The following is a 13492-nucleotide window of genomic DNA, read 5'->3' on the forward strand; positions in this document are numbered from 1 at the left end:
CATTAATTTCTATGGAAATTCACGTCATGCGTCGCAAATTCACGCTCGGAGTGCGCCTTGGTGCCCTGGCAGCCTGCATGCCTGCTGTTGCCCTTATTCCGGGCGTTGCCGCGCATGCCGCCGATATCCCCCTGGCCATCATCGGACCGCACGAATACGACCTTCCGGTGGACTTCAAGCCGTTCAACGTGGTCGTGCAGTATGGTGACGGAAACGCCGCCGGTTCGGTCTATGACAGTGGCGGCCAGCGCCGGGCGCGGGGCGGCAGTCATACCTGGAGCGGCATGACGAAATACGTGCATTTCCGCAGTTTCGACGCGATCCCGCATGTCAGCTTCGCCTTCGAGCTGATCCAGTCCGAGGCCTACACACTCGCTAACGGGCAGAACTGGGGCGGTCTGGGCACGACGATTGTCGGACCGGCGGCCTGGTTCAAGCCCAACAAGCACAGTACGCTCGGCATCCAGACCTTCATGGAAACCCCGTCGGGGACGCGGGATTCCTTGGCGTCTCATTACTGGGCCAACCTGTCGAGCATCATCTTCGATTACGAATGGAAGCATTTCAGCTTCGATGGCGATCTTGGCAGCGTCGTGAGTTCGACCAAACACCGTAACGGCGAGCACAGCTATTCAGCCGGCAATGTGTTCTACACGAACCTGCGTTTCAGCTGGAAAGCCTCGTCACGCTTTGAGCCATTCTTCTCGCTCGACTGGCAGAACAGCGGCGGTATGCATGACAACACGTCCAACCTCTGGGTCGCCAATTCAAGCAGCCGCGAAACCGCGCTGGGTGTCGGTGCGATGATCTACGTCACCAAGCGTCTGTCGATCACGCCACGCTATTCCCATTCCGTCGAAGGCCGCAACGTGGCGGAGACGAACGCGTATTATATGAAGATCGCTTATCTGTTCTGAGACCGTGTCCGCGGCCTGCTTCAGGCCGCTGCTTTCGGGCGGAAACGCGCCGTGGTGATGTCGCAGTCATACTGCGCCGCCGTCTCGCAGGGGTTGCTGGCGAGTTCGTTGACGGCGTTCAGGATGCGCTCGATCTTGCCGTCATCCATCAGCACGCTGAAATTCAGGCGCGTCCAGCCGGGCTTCTCGATTTCCTGACCCGAGAGAATGGCGCTGCGGATCAGGCCGGATTCATCCTCGTCAATTCCCAGCAGACGATGCGCATACGGCCCCGCGCAGGCACAGCCACCGCGGACCTGAATGCCGTAACGGTCCGACAGCATGCGCGTGAAAAGCTGCTGGTGAATGAAGCAGCCATTCTTCACATCGCGGATGCGGAATGAGAAAATCGGAAGGGCATTGGCGGTCGGATGGCCAAGGATCTCGATGGCCGGATTGCCACTCCAGGCCTTCACGGCACGCGCGCGCAGTTCGGCGTTGCGCTGCGCCATGTATGCCTCACCGATGACGTCCTTGACGATGAACGCCAGCGCCGCGCGGATATCCCCGATCACGTTCGGCGTCCCGCTCTCTTCCCGGGCGGCGAGATTCGCGGTGTAATCGTGGTTCCAGGGCGAGACGAAACGTACCGTGCCGCCGCCCGGAAGGACAGGCGTCGTGCGGGGCATGGCGGCATTGCGCACGATCAGCACGCCCGACGCTGCCGGGCCACCAATGAACTTGTGGCAGGACACGACGACCGCATCTTTTTCAAACGGCGTGCCGGGCTGCATGTCGATCGGGCAGTACGGGCCAGCCCCGGCATAATCCCAAATGGACAGCGCTCCGTAACGCTTGAGCAGGGCCGTGACGGCATTCACATCCGTCAGGATACCCGTCACGTTGGACGCAGCCGAGAAGGAACCGATCTTCAGCCGATCCGCCGGGCAGGCCTTCAACGCCTGTTCCAGAACACCCAGAGCCGGCCCACCTTCGGCCGCTTCGGGGATCTCGACGATCTCCGCGCCGCTCTCACGCCAGGGCAGGATGTTGGAGTGATGTTCGTAAGGGCCGATGAAAACGGTCGGACGCTTTCCGGCCTCGCACAGGGCCGGGATTTCCAGCAGATGAACAAGGCGGTTCAGCCCGGCTGTGGCGCCATTGCCCATGAAGATGGTCGTGAAATCGGGGGAGGGGGCATGGCAGAACTGTGCGATCATGGCGCGGGCGCTGTTGCGCAGGCGCGTCATATAGGCGCCGCAGAAAGACGCTTCGGTATGGCTGTTGGCGTAGAACGGCAGGATCTCGTCCATGATGAACGTTTCGATCTGCTTCAGCGCACGACCGGAAGCGACGTAATCGGCATAAAGCAGGGACTGCGTGCCGAACGGCGTCGAGAACTTCGCGCCATCCCCGATCACACCCTTGGCGAGCGCGGCCAGCCCGTTGTTGCGCAGCGTCTGCTCGAACTGTTCGAGAATGGCGGTACTGTTGTCGAGATTGCCAATCGTTTCCATGGCGCGATGTTTCCCCGTCCGTGATGGCCCTGCGTGATGACCCTCGTGATGAAAAGACGATAGACCGACGGAAAGAGTAAAAACCGCTGCTTTTTTGAGGATTAAAAATCCTTTTTGTGGTCATATGATGCGATATGGCCAGAAAACTCGATCAGACGGACAGGGCGATCCTGAGAATCCTGCAAAAGCAGGGCACCCCCTCCCAGCGCGAACTCGCCGAGAAGGTCGGTCTGTCGCAGAATGCCTGCTGGCGGCGGCTGAATGCCCTGCGCGAGGACGGCGTGATTGCCCATGACACAGTGCGGCTCAACGCCTCCGCGCTGGGCCTGACCCTGACGGTCTTCGTGCTGATGCGCACACGTCATCATTCGCGCGAATGGTTCGAGACATTCCGCAAGGTGGTCGGTTCGATACCGAACATAGTTGATTTTTATCGGATCGCGGGTGAATACGATTATCTTCTGAAGGTGGTGGCCTGCGACATGAACGATTTCGATCGTGTCTATCAGCAGATCATCAGCAAGGTGGAACTCGATGCCATCACCTCGTACATGACCATGGAAACCCTGGCGGACAACAGGGACCTTCCGGTCTGAAGCGTCCTTCTTCCAAAACGCCTCTCCCGTCCACAGCAGGAACCCCTTGTCCATGAGCCAGCCCGACCAGCTTGCCCACAGTCTGCGTACGCGCCATGTCGTCATGATCGCCCTGGGAGGGGTGATCGGGGCGGGATATTTCATCGGGGCGTCCGCGGCACTCTCGCTGGGTGGCCCTGCGGTGCTGCTGTCCTATGCGCTCGCCGGAACGCTGGTGTTCCTGGTCAATCTGATGATGCGCGATCTGGCGCTGAAGGTGCCGGGACGTGCGTCGTTCCTGCGGCAGATCCAGTATGCGCTCGGCAACCGCGCGGCCTTCGTCGCCGGCTGGGCGTATTGGCTGACCTGGATCATCGCGATCGCCGTGGAAGTCATTGCGGTGGCGACGATGCTCGCGCCCTATATTCCGCTGCCCTATGCCGTGCTTGAAATCCTCATCATGGCGATCATGACCGGTGTGAACCTCATGTCCGTTAAAGGCTATGGTGAGTTCGAATACTGGTTCTCGGCCATCAAGGTTCTGGCGATCGTCTGCTTTATCGGGATCGGCGTCTGGGCGCTGCTGAGCCGTCCCATTCCCGTGCATGACAACCTGTTCGCCCATGGTGGTCTTCTGCCCCATGGCTGGCTGGCGCTTCTGGCCGTGATTCCGACCATCCTGTTCTCGATGGGCGGCAGCGAAATCTCCACCGTCGCAGCCGTTGAATCCGACAACACCGAGCAGAACATCGTCCGCGCCACGCGCTCCATCGCGCTGCGGATCGGCGGGTTCTATCTCGTCTCCATCGCGCTCGTACTGTGTCTGGTGCCGTGGAGCGACGTGGTGTCCGGTTATTCCCCGTTCCTGCTGGTGCTGCACCGCCTGCATGTCCCGTTCGCGGATGTGGCGCTGGCGGTCGTGGTCATGACTGCGGCTCTCTCCAGCCTCAATTCCGGGATCTATGTGACGTCCCGCATCCTGTACGAACTGGCGGAATCCGGCTCTGCTCCGGGCTCGTTCCTGACGGTGGATGCCTCCACGAAACTCCCCCGCCGCGCCATTCTGGTCAGTGCGTTTGCGTCCATTCTCGTGGCAGCCGTGGCCGTGCTCTCGCCGACGCTGATCTTCGGCCTGCTGGTCAGTCTCACAGGCGGGTTCATGGTGTTCAACAACACCATGATCGTGGCGGGGCGTCTGAAACTCGTGCCGGAATCGCCCTGGAAGGCCTACGCCGCTCTGGTGCTGATCGGATGCACGCTGATCGCCATGCTGATCCAGCCCGAAACGCGCTCGCAGATCGTGCTGGGTGCGGCGGCACTCCTGCTGATCTTCCTTGCGGAGCGGTTCGTGCCGCGCCGTCAACCGGACTGAGGCTTCAGAAAAGCGCTCCCTGCGCCGGGCTGCTGGGTACGGTCCGTCCAAAGTCCCGCTCGATCCAGCGTCGCAGCACAAGCAGGATCTGCGCCTGCTGCTCCGCCGTCAGCGCCTTGCCCGGCGCCATACCATGCCATTTGGACAGACAGCTCCGGCAGCACGCACCGGTGGCGTGCTGTGCGATAAAGACCGGATGCCCGCGCATGGGCGTCTGCTTGCCATCGCGGGGCGGATGGGCCGGAGCCAGACGCTCGGCTATGAAAGCCGCCCCATGTTCCATGACGGCATCAAGACCCCGGCTTTCGAGATAGAGTCGCGCCTGATCGTCCAGATGAAAGCGGGTTCGGAACCGGGACCGGGCAAGACGTTCAAACAGCTCTTTGGGATCAAATCGGCTCACCAGCCCACAACCTTCTGAAAAACAGGCAAAAAATCGCGTGAGAGGGCCTCAGCCCCCTGTAAGAACATTTGTTCTTTCTCCATATGGTGACGGATGGACGCTTTTCCGAGACGCTCCCGCTCATCTTCCGCGGCGGGAGATACAACAACACTGACAGTCCTCTCTCCGCTTCAGGTGCAGGACCTGTTCTCTGCCCGGCTGGACGAGATCTGCGCCGCTTTCGACGAATGGGGCTTTCCGCTGATCGTGGCGGGACAGCTCGGCGATGCTGCGCCCAATGCCTATCCCAAATATTACCAGCTGCCCCTGACCGATCCGCAGTTCGGAACCACCCTAGCCCTTGAGGTGCAGAAATCCATTCTGGCGCGGGCAGAAGTCGGCCCCGGCGACCATGTCCATGTCACCGGCATGCTGCGCGCCCGACAGTATCGCGGGCAGGTCGTCCTGCGCTTCGAGGTCGTGGCCGTGGAACTTCACGATCCCGGCCGCCAGAAAGTCGAGCGCGTTGAGCGTTCCGTTCTGGACGTCCTGCGCGGACTGCCCTGCGCGTTTCATCCCTATCCCACCCGGCCTGATGCGCGGCTTCTGCTGATCCACTCCGCGGCGTCCAGTGCTCTGGTGGCCGCGGATTTTCTTCAGGCCCTCGGCGGTGCCTGCCGCCCGGAACGTGTACGAAGCCTGCCCACGGCCATGAATGATCCCGGCCGTCTGGCAGAGGCAATCCGGACCTGCCGGGAAGACATCATCGTCCTGATCCGCGGGGGCGGCGATGTGTCCGATTTCGTGGTGTTCGAAAATCCGCAGGTGCTGGAAGCTCTGGCCGTTTGTCCCGCGCATCGCGTTCTGGGGCTGGGTCATACGGCGAACCGGACCCTGGCCGAGCGCGTCGTGGACCATGCCGCGACAACGCCCGCCGATGCCGGGCATTACATCCGCCGCATGAGCGGCCGGGTCTGGCAGGAACAGGAAGAAGCCCGGGCGCAACTCGAAGAAATGGCCGCACTTCGGGATAGCGCAACGCTCAACGTCACACCCGAACGCGCACCGATCGGCGCGCGCCTGCGGAACGGGCTGATTCTGATTGTGGCCGGTGTGGCGCTCGGGCTGTTGCTGAGCCGACTGCTTTAGAAGCCGGAAGATTTATGCGGCGGATGTTTCCCGGAAGACGCCGGTCATGCGCAGAATGGCCAGCGCCATCGCTCCAAGAAACATGCACAGTCCAAGACGGGGATATCCGTGCCCCTGTAGCAGCATGGAGTTCAGGGCAAGAATATAGGTAAAGAGCGTAACCTGACCACGCACACCGAGCGCGCCGCACCGGAGTGCGAAAACAGTGCAAAGAATACCAAGCGCCAGTTCGGCACCGATCATGCCCCCTCTGTAACCCCATACGAGGCCGACGATAGTTGTCAGGGCAAGCAGAGACTCTGTTCTGGACATGGCTTCGGGCTTCTTTTCCCTAAGTAACAGAATGATTCGTAGTGCAACGGGCAAGTCCGCGTCAATTCGAAACCGACATGGATTTGATGATGCTACGCACGCCTCCCTGAGGATAAGTCATATCCGCCGGGTCCGACTTCTACCAAAGCGGCTTTGACTGTCAGGCTCCTGTGAGCTTCATTTTGATGAGCAAGCCAAGCGTTGTTATGGCGACAAGTGCAAGCGCAACGAACCCATGCCCGTGCGTTACCGCGTAGGTTGTCACCGCAACTGTAAGAAACAGGTCCGGACGGTTCAGGCGGGAGAGAGGCATTGTGCCCAGTCGTGAAATAATAAGTCCCGATGTCCTTTGGTATGTTTTTTTGTTTAAGTGCCAAAGTCCTAGAAAAAGAAGCATGAGCGCAGTGACCTGGGCCACGACTGCAAAGTCAGGCGCCTGAAGCAGACCGTAAATAAGGGTCTGCACTCAGCCAATACCCGCCATCGCGACGATGATTTCAAGAAAAACGCTGGATGCCACAAATCCTGCCTCACGACTTTGCGCGACAGGAAAAACGGTATCATTCCACCACGAGCAGGGTCAATATTTGAACGGAACAAGTCGTGGCGTATGCCAGTCGTCTGTGGCCTCAGCGCACGTCCACGCGGACGGATGGTTTGGTGGCGGACGGATCGGTGATGGCGTGCATTTCGATCTGGATGGGCTGCGCGCCGGCCCTTTCGATATGGGAGGCGATGACCGCCGCCAGATGGTTGGTCACGTCCGTCAGGGCCTGCGCCTGCGCGTCCGGGGTCGGCTGCGGCGGGGCAAAGGCCTGCACGGTGAAAAGCACGTTCGGCTTGCGTGACAGCGCGGCCTTCGCAGCACGCTCGACGATGGGGCCGTATTCGGATTCCGGGGTTCCTTCGGAGACCGATAGGAACGGGGCATGCGGCGGCGGCGCAGGCGGCGCGGGCGGAATATAGGGGTGAGGCGGCTTGCCCGCATTCGGGTTGAACGTGCGCTGGTCCAGCAGCTTGCACCCCGAGAGCAGGGGGGCAGCCAGCAGCAGCCCTCCCATCAGGAGGGCGGACCGGGGCACAGGACCCCGCGGCGAACGGAAATGTCGGACAAAAGGTGCCATATCGCGCGGAACCGTCGCAGGAACGGAGGCTTTGAGCAAGATTATAGAGTCAACTTCATGAAAAACTGTTGATGCCCCCTGTTGCTCCGCTGTGGCGGTGCTATGGAAGATGCCCGAGTTTTCAAGGAACGGAGTAGGGCAGGTCATGGCTGTAAAAATCGCGATCAACGGTTTCGGACGGATCGGACGGCTGGTGCTGCGTGGCATCATCGAAAGCGGACGTACGGATGTCGAAGTTGTCGCCATCAACGATCTGGGTTCGGTTGAGGCCAACGCGCACCTGCTGGCCTATGACAGCACGCATGGCCGCCTTCCCGGAACGGTCCGCGCCGAGGGCAACAGCCTGATCATCGAAGCCAATGGCCGCACCTATGGTCCGATCAAGGTGTCGGCCGAGCGTAACCCGGCACAGGTTCCCTTCCAGGGCGTCGATGTTGCGATGGAATGCACGGGCCTGTTCACCTCCCGCGAGAAGGCGTCAGCCCTGCTGGAAGCCGGTGCCAAGCGCGTCGTCATCTCCGCTCCGGCCACGGACGTCGATGCGACGATCGTTTACGGTGTGAACAACGATGTCCTCACGCCGGACATGAAGATCATCTCCAACGCGTCCTGCACCACGAACTGCCTCGCCCCCGTGGCGTCCGTTCTGGACAAGGCCTTCGGAATCGAATGTGGCTACATGGTCACGATCCATTCCTACACGGGCGACCAGCGCACGGTGGACACCCTGCACAAGGACCCGCGCCGCGCCCGCGCCGCCGCCCTGAACATGATCCCGACCTCCACCGGCGCCGCCAAGGCCGTCGGTCTGGTCCTGCCGCATCTGAAGGGCAAGCTGGACGGAACCTCCATCCGCGTTCCGACGCCGAATGTCTCGGTCGTCTCGCTGGATTTCGTCCCGACGCGTGCTCCGGCTTCTGCCGATGCCGTCAACGAAGCCATCCGCGCCGCCTCGCTCGAAGGCTCCCTGAAGGGTATCCTCGAGTACAACGCGGCCCCGCTCGTCAGCTCCGACTTCAACCATGACAAGGCGTCCTCGATTTTCGATGCGACGCAGACGGTCCTCGTTGACGGTGGCAAGATGGTGCGGGTCTGCTCGTGGTACGACAACGAATGGGGCTTCTCCAACCGCATGGCCGACACGGCCGCCCTGTTCGGGAGCCTCTGAGTGATGGCCTTCCGCACCCTTGATGGTGTGGACGCACGCGGCAAGCGCGTGCTGGTCCGCGCCGACCTCAACGTTCCGATGCATGACGGCGTCATCACCGATGACACCCGTCTGCAGCGGGTTGCCCCTACCATCCGCGAACTCGCCGACAAGGGCGCGCGCGTCGTGGTGTTCAGCCATTTCGACCGCCCGAAGGGGCAGGTCGTGCCGGCCATGTCCCTGCGTCCGATCGCGCTGAAGCTCGGCCAGATCCTCGGCCAGCCGATCGGTTTCGTAGCCGACTGTGTTGGCCCGACCGTGGAAGCGGCTGTGGGCGCCATGGCCGACGGCGATATCATCGTCCTCGAAAACACACGTTTTCATGCGGGTGAAGAGGCCAATGATCCCGAGTTCGCCAAGGCTCTGGCGCAGAATGGCGACATCTTCGTCAACGACGCGTTCTCGGCCGCGCACCGCGCCCATGCCTCGACCGAAGGCGTGGCCCGCGATCTGCCGTCTTTCGCCGGACGTCTGATGCAGGCCGAGCTGAGCGCGCTGTCCGCTGCTCTGGAAAACCCGGAGCGCCCGGTCGGTGCGATCATCGGTGGTTCCAAGATCTCGACGAAGCTCGATCTGATCGGGAACGTCATCGAGAAGGTGGACACGCTGTTCATCACGGGCGCGATGGCCAACACGTTCCTCGCGGCTGAAGGCATGAATGTGGGCAAGTCCCTGCAGGAAGCCGAGATGCATGAGACGGCGCGCAAGATCGCTCATCTCGCGCAGGAAAAGGGCTGCGAGATCATCCTGCCCGTCGATGCGGTTGTGGCGCGCGAGTTCAAGGCCAATGTCCCGACCGAGACCTGTCTGATCGGCGAAGTCCCGGACGATGCCATGATCCTTGATGCCGGTCCGCGCACGGTCGAACTGATCCGGGACCGTCTGGACACGCTCAAGACGCTGGTCTGGAACGGCCCGCTCGGTGCGTTCGAGATCGCGCCGTTCGATAAGGCGACGGTCGAGGTTGCGCAGTATGCCGCGCAGCTTACGGAAGAGGGCAAGCTCAAGACGATTGCCGGTGGTGGCGATACGGTCTCTGCCCTGCGTCATGCCGGGGTTGTGGACAAGATGACCTATGTCTCCACGGCAGGCGGGGCCTTCCTCGAATGGCTGGAGGGCAAGATCCTTCCGGGGATTGAGGTGCTTCGATCCGCGGGCCACGATCTGGGGCTCGAATAAGACAGAAGCCGGGAAGGATCACCTTCCCGGCTTTTTTTGTGCTCTTTTGAAAAGTGGCGCTGATGTTGCGGAAGTTGGTGTCGGGCTGTTTTCTACTCTGTGGTCTCAGCGCCTGTCAGGCCTATGACCGCCCCCCGACACCCCCTGCTGCGCCTTCGACAGGAGAACCTGTCCTGAGCGGTCGTCCGGAGGGAATGCTGCTCTCTCCCTCAAGAACTGAATCGCAAGCCGCTTATTCCGATCGGTTCAACGCTGACGGAAGCCAGAACCACGGCTTCTGACACCAGCGTTCCGGTCTGAACCGGAGTCCGACTGGTGTTCCAACACTAAAAAAACCCCGCTGGAGCATGGCTCCGGCGGGGTTTTTCGTGAAAGACGTTTCCTCAGGCCTGAAGACCGTTTTCGCGGCGGCGATGCTCGACTTCAGCGGCCATGGCCTTCTGAAGCTTCTCCATCGCACGGGCCTCGATCTGGCGGATACGCTCACGCGAGACGTTGTAATGATGGGACAGTTCTTCCAGCGTGGAAGGTTCTTCCTTCAGGCGACGCTCGCTCAGGATGTGACGCTCACGCTCGTTCAGCGTCATCAGGGCCTGATCCAGCAGCGCCTTGCGGCCCGTGAACTCTTCGGACGCGGCGTAGGTCTGTTCCTGGTTCTCGTGATCGTCCACGAGCCAGTCCTGCCACTCGCCTTCACCGTCGATGCGCAGCGGCGCATTGAGGCTGTGGTCGGGCGCAGCCAGACGCTGGTTCATCGAAACCACATCCTGCTCCGGCACGCCGAGCGTGGTGGCAATGGAGTTGACCTGTTCCGGCTTCAGATCGCCGTCATCAATGGCCTGCATCTGCCCCTTGAGGCGACGCAGGTTGAAGAACAGCTTCTTCTGCGCGGCGGTCGTGCCCATTTTCACCAGCGACCAGCTGTGCAGGATGTATTCCTGCATGGCAGCACGGATCCACCACATGGCATAGGTGGCAAGACGGAAGCCACGCTCCGGATCGAACCGGCGCACGGCCTGCATCATGCCGATATTACCCTCGCTGATGAGTTCGTTCACCGGCAGGCCATAGCCACGATAGCCCATGGCGATCTTGGCCACGAGACGTAGATGGGAGGTGACGAGGCGGTGTGCCGCGCTCGTATCTTCGTCCTTGCGCCAGCGCCGGGAGAGATCGAGCTCTTCCTGCGGCGTCAGCAGCGGGAACTTGCGGATTTCCTGAAGGTAGCGGGTCAGGTTGTTTTCGGGACCCACTGAAATGACGGCTGGGGATGCCATGATCTTCGACTCCTTTCGCCCGGGGCTTAACCCGCATCCGGATGAGATGGAGACTCATACGGACCGGCGACGGGATAGTTCCGTCTGACCCAGGTGACGCATTGGGAAGGACTTTCACGTCCCCGACCGTCAGCCCCCGGACTGGGCGACCTCTGGTGGTACGATCCATTCCGGCGGCGCGTCAGCTCGTCGGATGAGCTGTTTATGACAGGCTCAGCCAAAAAAGTCAATGGCCTTTGAAGGTTTAGCCGATCAGTCGCTTTTTCAAGGTCTGGAAGTCTTCGGGAGGCGCAGTTTCGAAAGAAAGCTGCTTTTTCGTCCGCGGATGGATGAATCCGAGTCGGGTCGCATGGAGCGCCTGACGGGGGAAATCAAGGGCCGCTTCCTTCGCATCCTGCGACAGACCGCGCGCTGCTGCGGGAATCCGGCGCAGATAGACCGGGTCACCGAGCAGGGGGTGGCCTGCATTTGAAAGGTGAACACGGATCTGATGGGTCCGTCCAGTGGCCAGACGACATTCGATCAGGGAGACGGCGGCCTGATAGGGCTCGATCAGCTTGAACCGTGTCAGGGCAGCCTTGCCGCCACTGCCCACAACCGCCATGCGTTTGCGGTCCCGCTTGTCGCGACCGATATTGCCGTCGAACTCGCCCTCGGCGGGCAGCAGTCCCCAGGCGAGCGCCAGATAGGCGCGGTCTATGTCACGGGCGGCAAAGGCTTCGGACAGCGCGTTATGGACCATCGCCGTCTTGGCCACGACCATCAGCCCGGACGTATCCTTGTCCAGACGATGCACGATTCCCGGACGCTTCTCTCCGCCAATGCCCTCGAATCCTTCCCCGCAATGCCCGAGCAACGCGTTGACCAGCGTGCCGGTCTCGTTTCCGGGAGCGGGATGCGTGACGAGCCCGGCCTGCTTGTCGAGCACGATCAGGTCGCCGTCCTCGTACAGGATATTAAGCGGAATCTGCTCGGCGATCGGCCGGGCAGGGGTGGGGGCGGGGAAAGTAAGCACCATTTCCATGCCATCGCGCAGCGTTTCCGCGGGCTCGCAGACCGTCTTTCCATTGACGGAAAGATTGCCGCTTTCAATCAGGGCCTTGACCCGGGAGCGGGAAACCGTGCCGATGGCGTCCGCCAGCGCCCGGTCGGCCCTCTGGCCAGCCGTGGACGCATCGACAACAAGACGGAATGGGGAAACAGGATCAGACATGACACAGGGTGTAGCCGAGGAAATGGCGAACAGCGAGTCGCAGACACCAAAAGCGCTTCTGGCCGCCGTGATTTTGATGGGCGTGCTGATCATCGCGGCCGTCTTCGGGCTGATCGGCGTGATTGCCTACCGTTTTCTGCATCCGCGCCCGAGCGTGACGGCCACCGTCCCGCTGGCTGAGGGCGGCTTTTCCCGTCTCGCGCTTCCACTGGGTCCGGGCGAGCACATCACGGCAGTCACATCCCGTCCCGATGGTCTGATGGCCGTGACGTTGAGCGGTGCGGGAAGTGACCGCGTCCTGCTGTGGAATCCGGAAGCCGGAAAGATCGCTGCCGAGCTTGATTTCGGCACGCCTGCACCGTCCACGCCCTGACCTGACGGCGAGACCCTCTGAACCGTGAGCCCTGCTGCCGCGTTAAGGCGGCAGGATTTATGAAGGATCAGGGATTATGGGACGTCTGGTTGATGCGGTTATCGCCGCCGGCACGGTTTTCGGAGTTCAGTACGCTGCCCGGGAAATCAGCCCGGCCGACGATCAGTCCACCCGCCGCTGGTACGAGCATCTGAACAAGCCGCATTTCAATCCGCCCGGCCCGGCCTATGCCGTGATCTGGACGATGCTTGACGGGCTGCTGGCCTGGTCGGGCTATCGGCTCCTGCGGGCCGAGAAGTCCTGTGCCCGCACGACAGCTCTGACATTATGGGCCCTGTGTGTCGCAGGCGTGGCCGGCTTTCCGTTCTTCGTCTTCCGCAAACGACAGCTCGGGACGGGTCTGGCCATCTGTATCGGCCTGATCATGACGTCGGGCGCCTCGATCCGCACGGCGCACAAGGTGGACTGCAAGGCCGCCGCGATGCAGGTGCCGTTCTTCATCTGGCTGATCTTCGCAACATGCATCCACGAACAGATCTGGCGCCGGAACTGAAATCCGGCCTCCGCGTCGTTTTTCAGGGGGCGTTGAGGACAGCCGTCAGAAGCCCGGGGAACCGCGTGTCGAGTTCCTCGTGGCGCAGGGAATTGCGATGCTGGACGCCCTCGATGCGGGTCCGCAGGATCCCGCTGTCCCGCAGAACCTGAAAATGATGCGACATGCTGGATTTGGGCCGCGTTCCGATCAGCGTGGCGCAGTTCGCTTCCCCGACCCGCGCCAGATGCCGCACGATCTCCAGACGCGCGGGATCGGCGAGGGCGCGCAGCACCAAAGTCAGTTCGAACGTCGCGGGATCAGGATGGTCGTAGGCAGCCATGGGGGTCTTATCCCTTTCCTGAGATTTTATCGCAACACCTG

Annotated in this window: 15 protein-coding genes; 8 read left to right on the plus strand and 7 right to left on the minus strand. The window is 61.6% G+C overall.

Annotated elements, in window-relative coordinates; genetic code table 11:
- Positions 1 to 26 precede the first annotated feature (26 nt).
- Positions 27 to 917 carry a transporter gene (locus HKD31_RS02085; protein ID WP_062497823.1) on the plus strand — a complete coding sequence of 297 codons (891 nt, stop codon included), beginning with the start codon at positions 27 to 29 and terminating at the stop codon, positions 915 to 917.
- Positions 918 to 937: 20 nt separating this feature from the next.
- On the opposite strand, the gene HKD31_RS02090 is transcribed toward HKD31_RS02085, so the two are convergent.
- Positions 938 to 2413, minus strand: a complete 1476-nt coding sequence (locus tag HKD31_RS02090) for an aminotransferase class V-fold PLP-dependent enzyme (protein ID WP_194263788.1) — start codon at positions 2411 to 2413, stop codon at positions 938 to 940.
- Between the two features lie 134 nt (positions 2414 to 2547).
- On the opposite strand from HKD31_RS02090, the gene HKD31_RS02095 reads away from it, so the two are divergent.
- Both HKD31_RS02095 and HKD31_RS02100 read left to right on the plus strand, forming a co-directional pair.
- Positions 2548 to 3009, plus strand: a complete 462-nt coding sequence (locus HKD31_RS02095) for an Lrp/AsnC family transcriptional regulator (RefSeq protein WP_011252091.1) — start codon at positions 2548 to 2550, stop codon at positions 3007 to 3009.
- Positions 3010 to 3061: 52 nt separating this feature from the next.
- Positions 3062 to 4360 (plus strand): amino acid permease, encoded by a 1299-nt coding sequence (locus HKD31_RS02100; protein WP_228122121.1) that lies wholly within the window; start codon positions 3062 to 3064, stop codon positions 4358 to 4360.
- Positions 4361 to 4364: 4 nt separating this feature from the next.
- On the opposite strand, the gene HKD31_RS02105 is transcribed toward HKD31_RS02100, so the two are convergent.
- Positions 4365 to 4763: a DUF4186 family protein gene (locus HKD31_RS02105; protein WP_194263787.1), complete on the minus strand. Its 399-nt coding sequence runs from the start codon at positions 4761 to 4763 to the stop codon at positions 4365 to 4367.
- Positions 4764 to 4856: 93 nt separating this feature from the next.
- Here HKD31_RS02105 and HKD31_RS02110 point away from each other — a divergent pair, with 93 nt between their 5' ends.
- Positions 4857 to 5891, plus strand: coding sequence for an exodeoxyribonuclease VII large subunit (locus HKD31_RS02110; RefSeq protein WP_194263786.1), 1035 nt, complete (start codon positions 4857 to 4859; stop codon positions 5889 to 5891).
- 12 nt (positions 5892 to 5903) lie between these two features.
- Here the strand turns inward: HKD31_RS02110 and HKD31_RS02115 are convergent, their stop codons facing one another.
- On the minus strand, positions 5904 to 6203 hold the full coding sequence (locus tag HKD31_RS02115; protein WP_194263785.1) for a hypothetical protein: 300 nt from the start codon (positions 6201 to 6203) through the stop codon (positions 5904 to 5906).
- A gap of 629 nt (positions 6204 to 6832) precedes the next feature.
- The gene (locus HKD31_RS02120) at positions 6833 to 7285 is read right to left on the minus strand and encodes a hypothetical protein (protein WP_338085519.1); all 453 of its coding nucleotides are present in this window, start codon (positions 7283 to 7285) and stop codon (positions 6833 to 6835) included.
- A gap of 187 nt (positions 7286 to 7472) precedes the next feature.
- Here HKD31_RS02120 and gap point away from each other — a divergent pair, with 187 nt between their 5' ends.
- Both gap and HKD31_RS02130 read left to right on the plus strand, forming a co-directional pair.
- Positions 7473 to 8495, plus strand: a complete 1023-nt coding sequence (gap, locus tag HKD31_RS02125) for a type I glyceraldehyde-3-phosphate dehydrogenase (RefSeq protein WP_062497772.1) — start codon at positions 7473 to 7475, stop codon at positions 8493 to 8495.
- 3 nt (positions 8496 to 8498) lie between these two features.
- A complete protein-coding gene (locus HKD31_RS02130) occupies positions 8499 to 9713 on the plus strand; it encodes a phosphoglycerate kinase (protein WP_194264088.1) in 1215 nt (404 codons plus the stop codon).
- A 383-nt stretch (positions 9714 to 10096) separates the two neighbouring features.
- Here HKD31_RS02130 and rpoH read toward each other — a convergent pair whose 3' ends face one another.
- Together rpoH and HKD31_RS02140 are read right to left on the minus strand one after the other, a co-directional pair.
- The gene (gene rpoH, locus HKD31_RS02135; protein ID WP_011252084.1) at positions 10097 to 10990 is read right to left on the minus strand and encodes an RNA polymerase sigma factor RpoH; all 894 of its coding nucleotides are present in this window, start codon (positions 10988 to 10990) and stop codon (positions 10097 to 10099) included.
- Between the two features lie 244 nt (positions 10991 to 11234).
- A complete protein-coding gene (locus tag HKD31_RS02140) occupies positions 11235 to 12203 on the minus strand; it encodes an RluA family pseudouridine synthase (protein ID WP_194263783.1) in 969 nt (322 codons plus the stop codon).
- Between HKD31_RS02140 and HKD31_RS02145 the strand changes: the two genes are divergently transcribed.
- Together HKD31_RS02145 and HKD31_RS02150 are read left to right on the plus strand one after the other, a co-directional pair.
- A complete protein-coding gene (locus tag HKD31_RS02145; RefSeq protein ID WP_024716560.1) occupies positions 12202 to 12576 on the plus strand; it encodes a hypothetical protein in 375 nt (124 codons plus the stop codon). The genes HKD31_RS02140 and HKD31_RS02145 overlap by 2 nt on opposite strands.
- Positions 12577 to 12652: 76 nt before the next feature.
- A complete protein-coding gene (locus HKD31_RS02150; RefSeq protein ID WP_194263782.1) occupies positions 12653 to 13129 on the plus strand; it encodes a TspO/MBR family protein in 477 nt (158 codons plus the stop codon).
- Between the two features lie 22 nt (positions 13130 to 13151).
- Here the strand turns inward: HKD31_RS02150 and HKD31_RS02155 are convergent, their stop codons facing one another.
- Positions 13152 to 13451 carry an ArsR/SmtB family transcription factor gene (locus HKD31_RS02155; RefSeq protein ID WP_062497775.1) on the minus strand — a complete coding sequence of 100 codons (300 nt, stop codon included), beginning with the start codon at positions 13449 to 13451 and terminating at the stop codon, positions 13152 to 13154.
- Positions 13452 to 13492 lie beyond the last annotated feature (41 nt).

The organism is Gluconobacter potus, from assembly GCF_015244705.1.
Classification (GTDB): Bacteria; Pseudomonadota; Alphaproteobacteria; order Acetobacterales; family Acetobacteraceae; genus Gluconobacter; species Gluconobacter potus.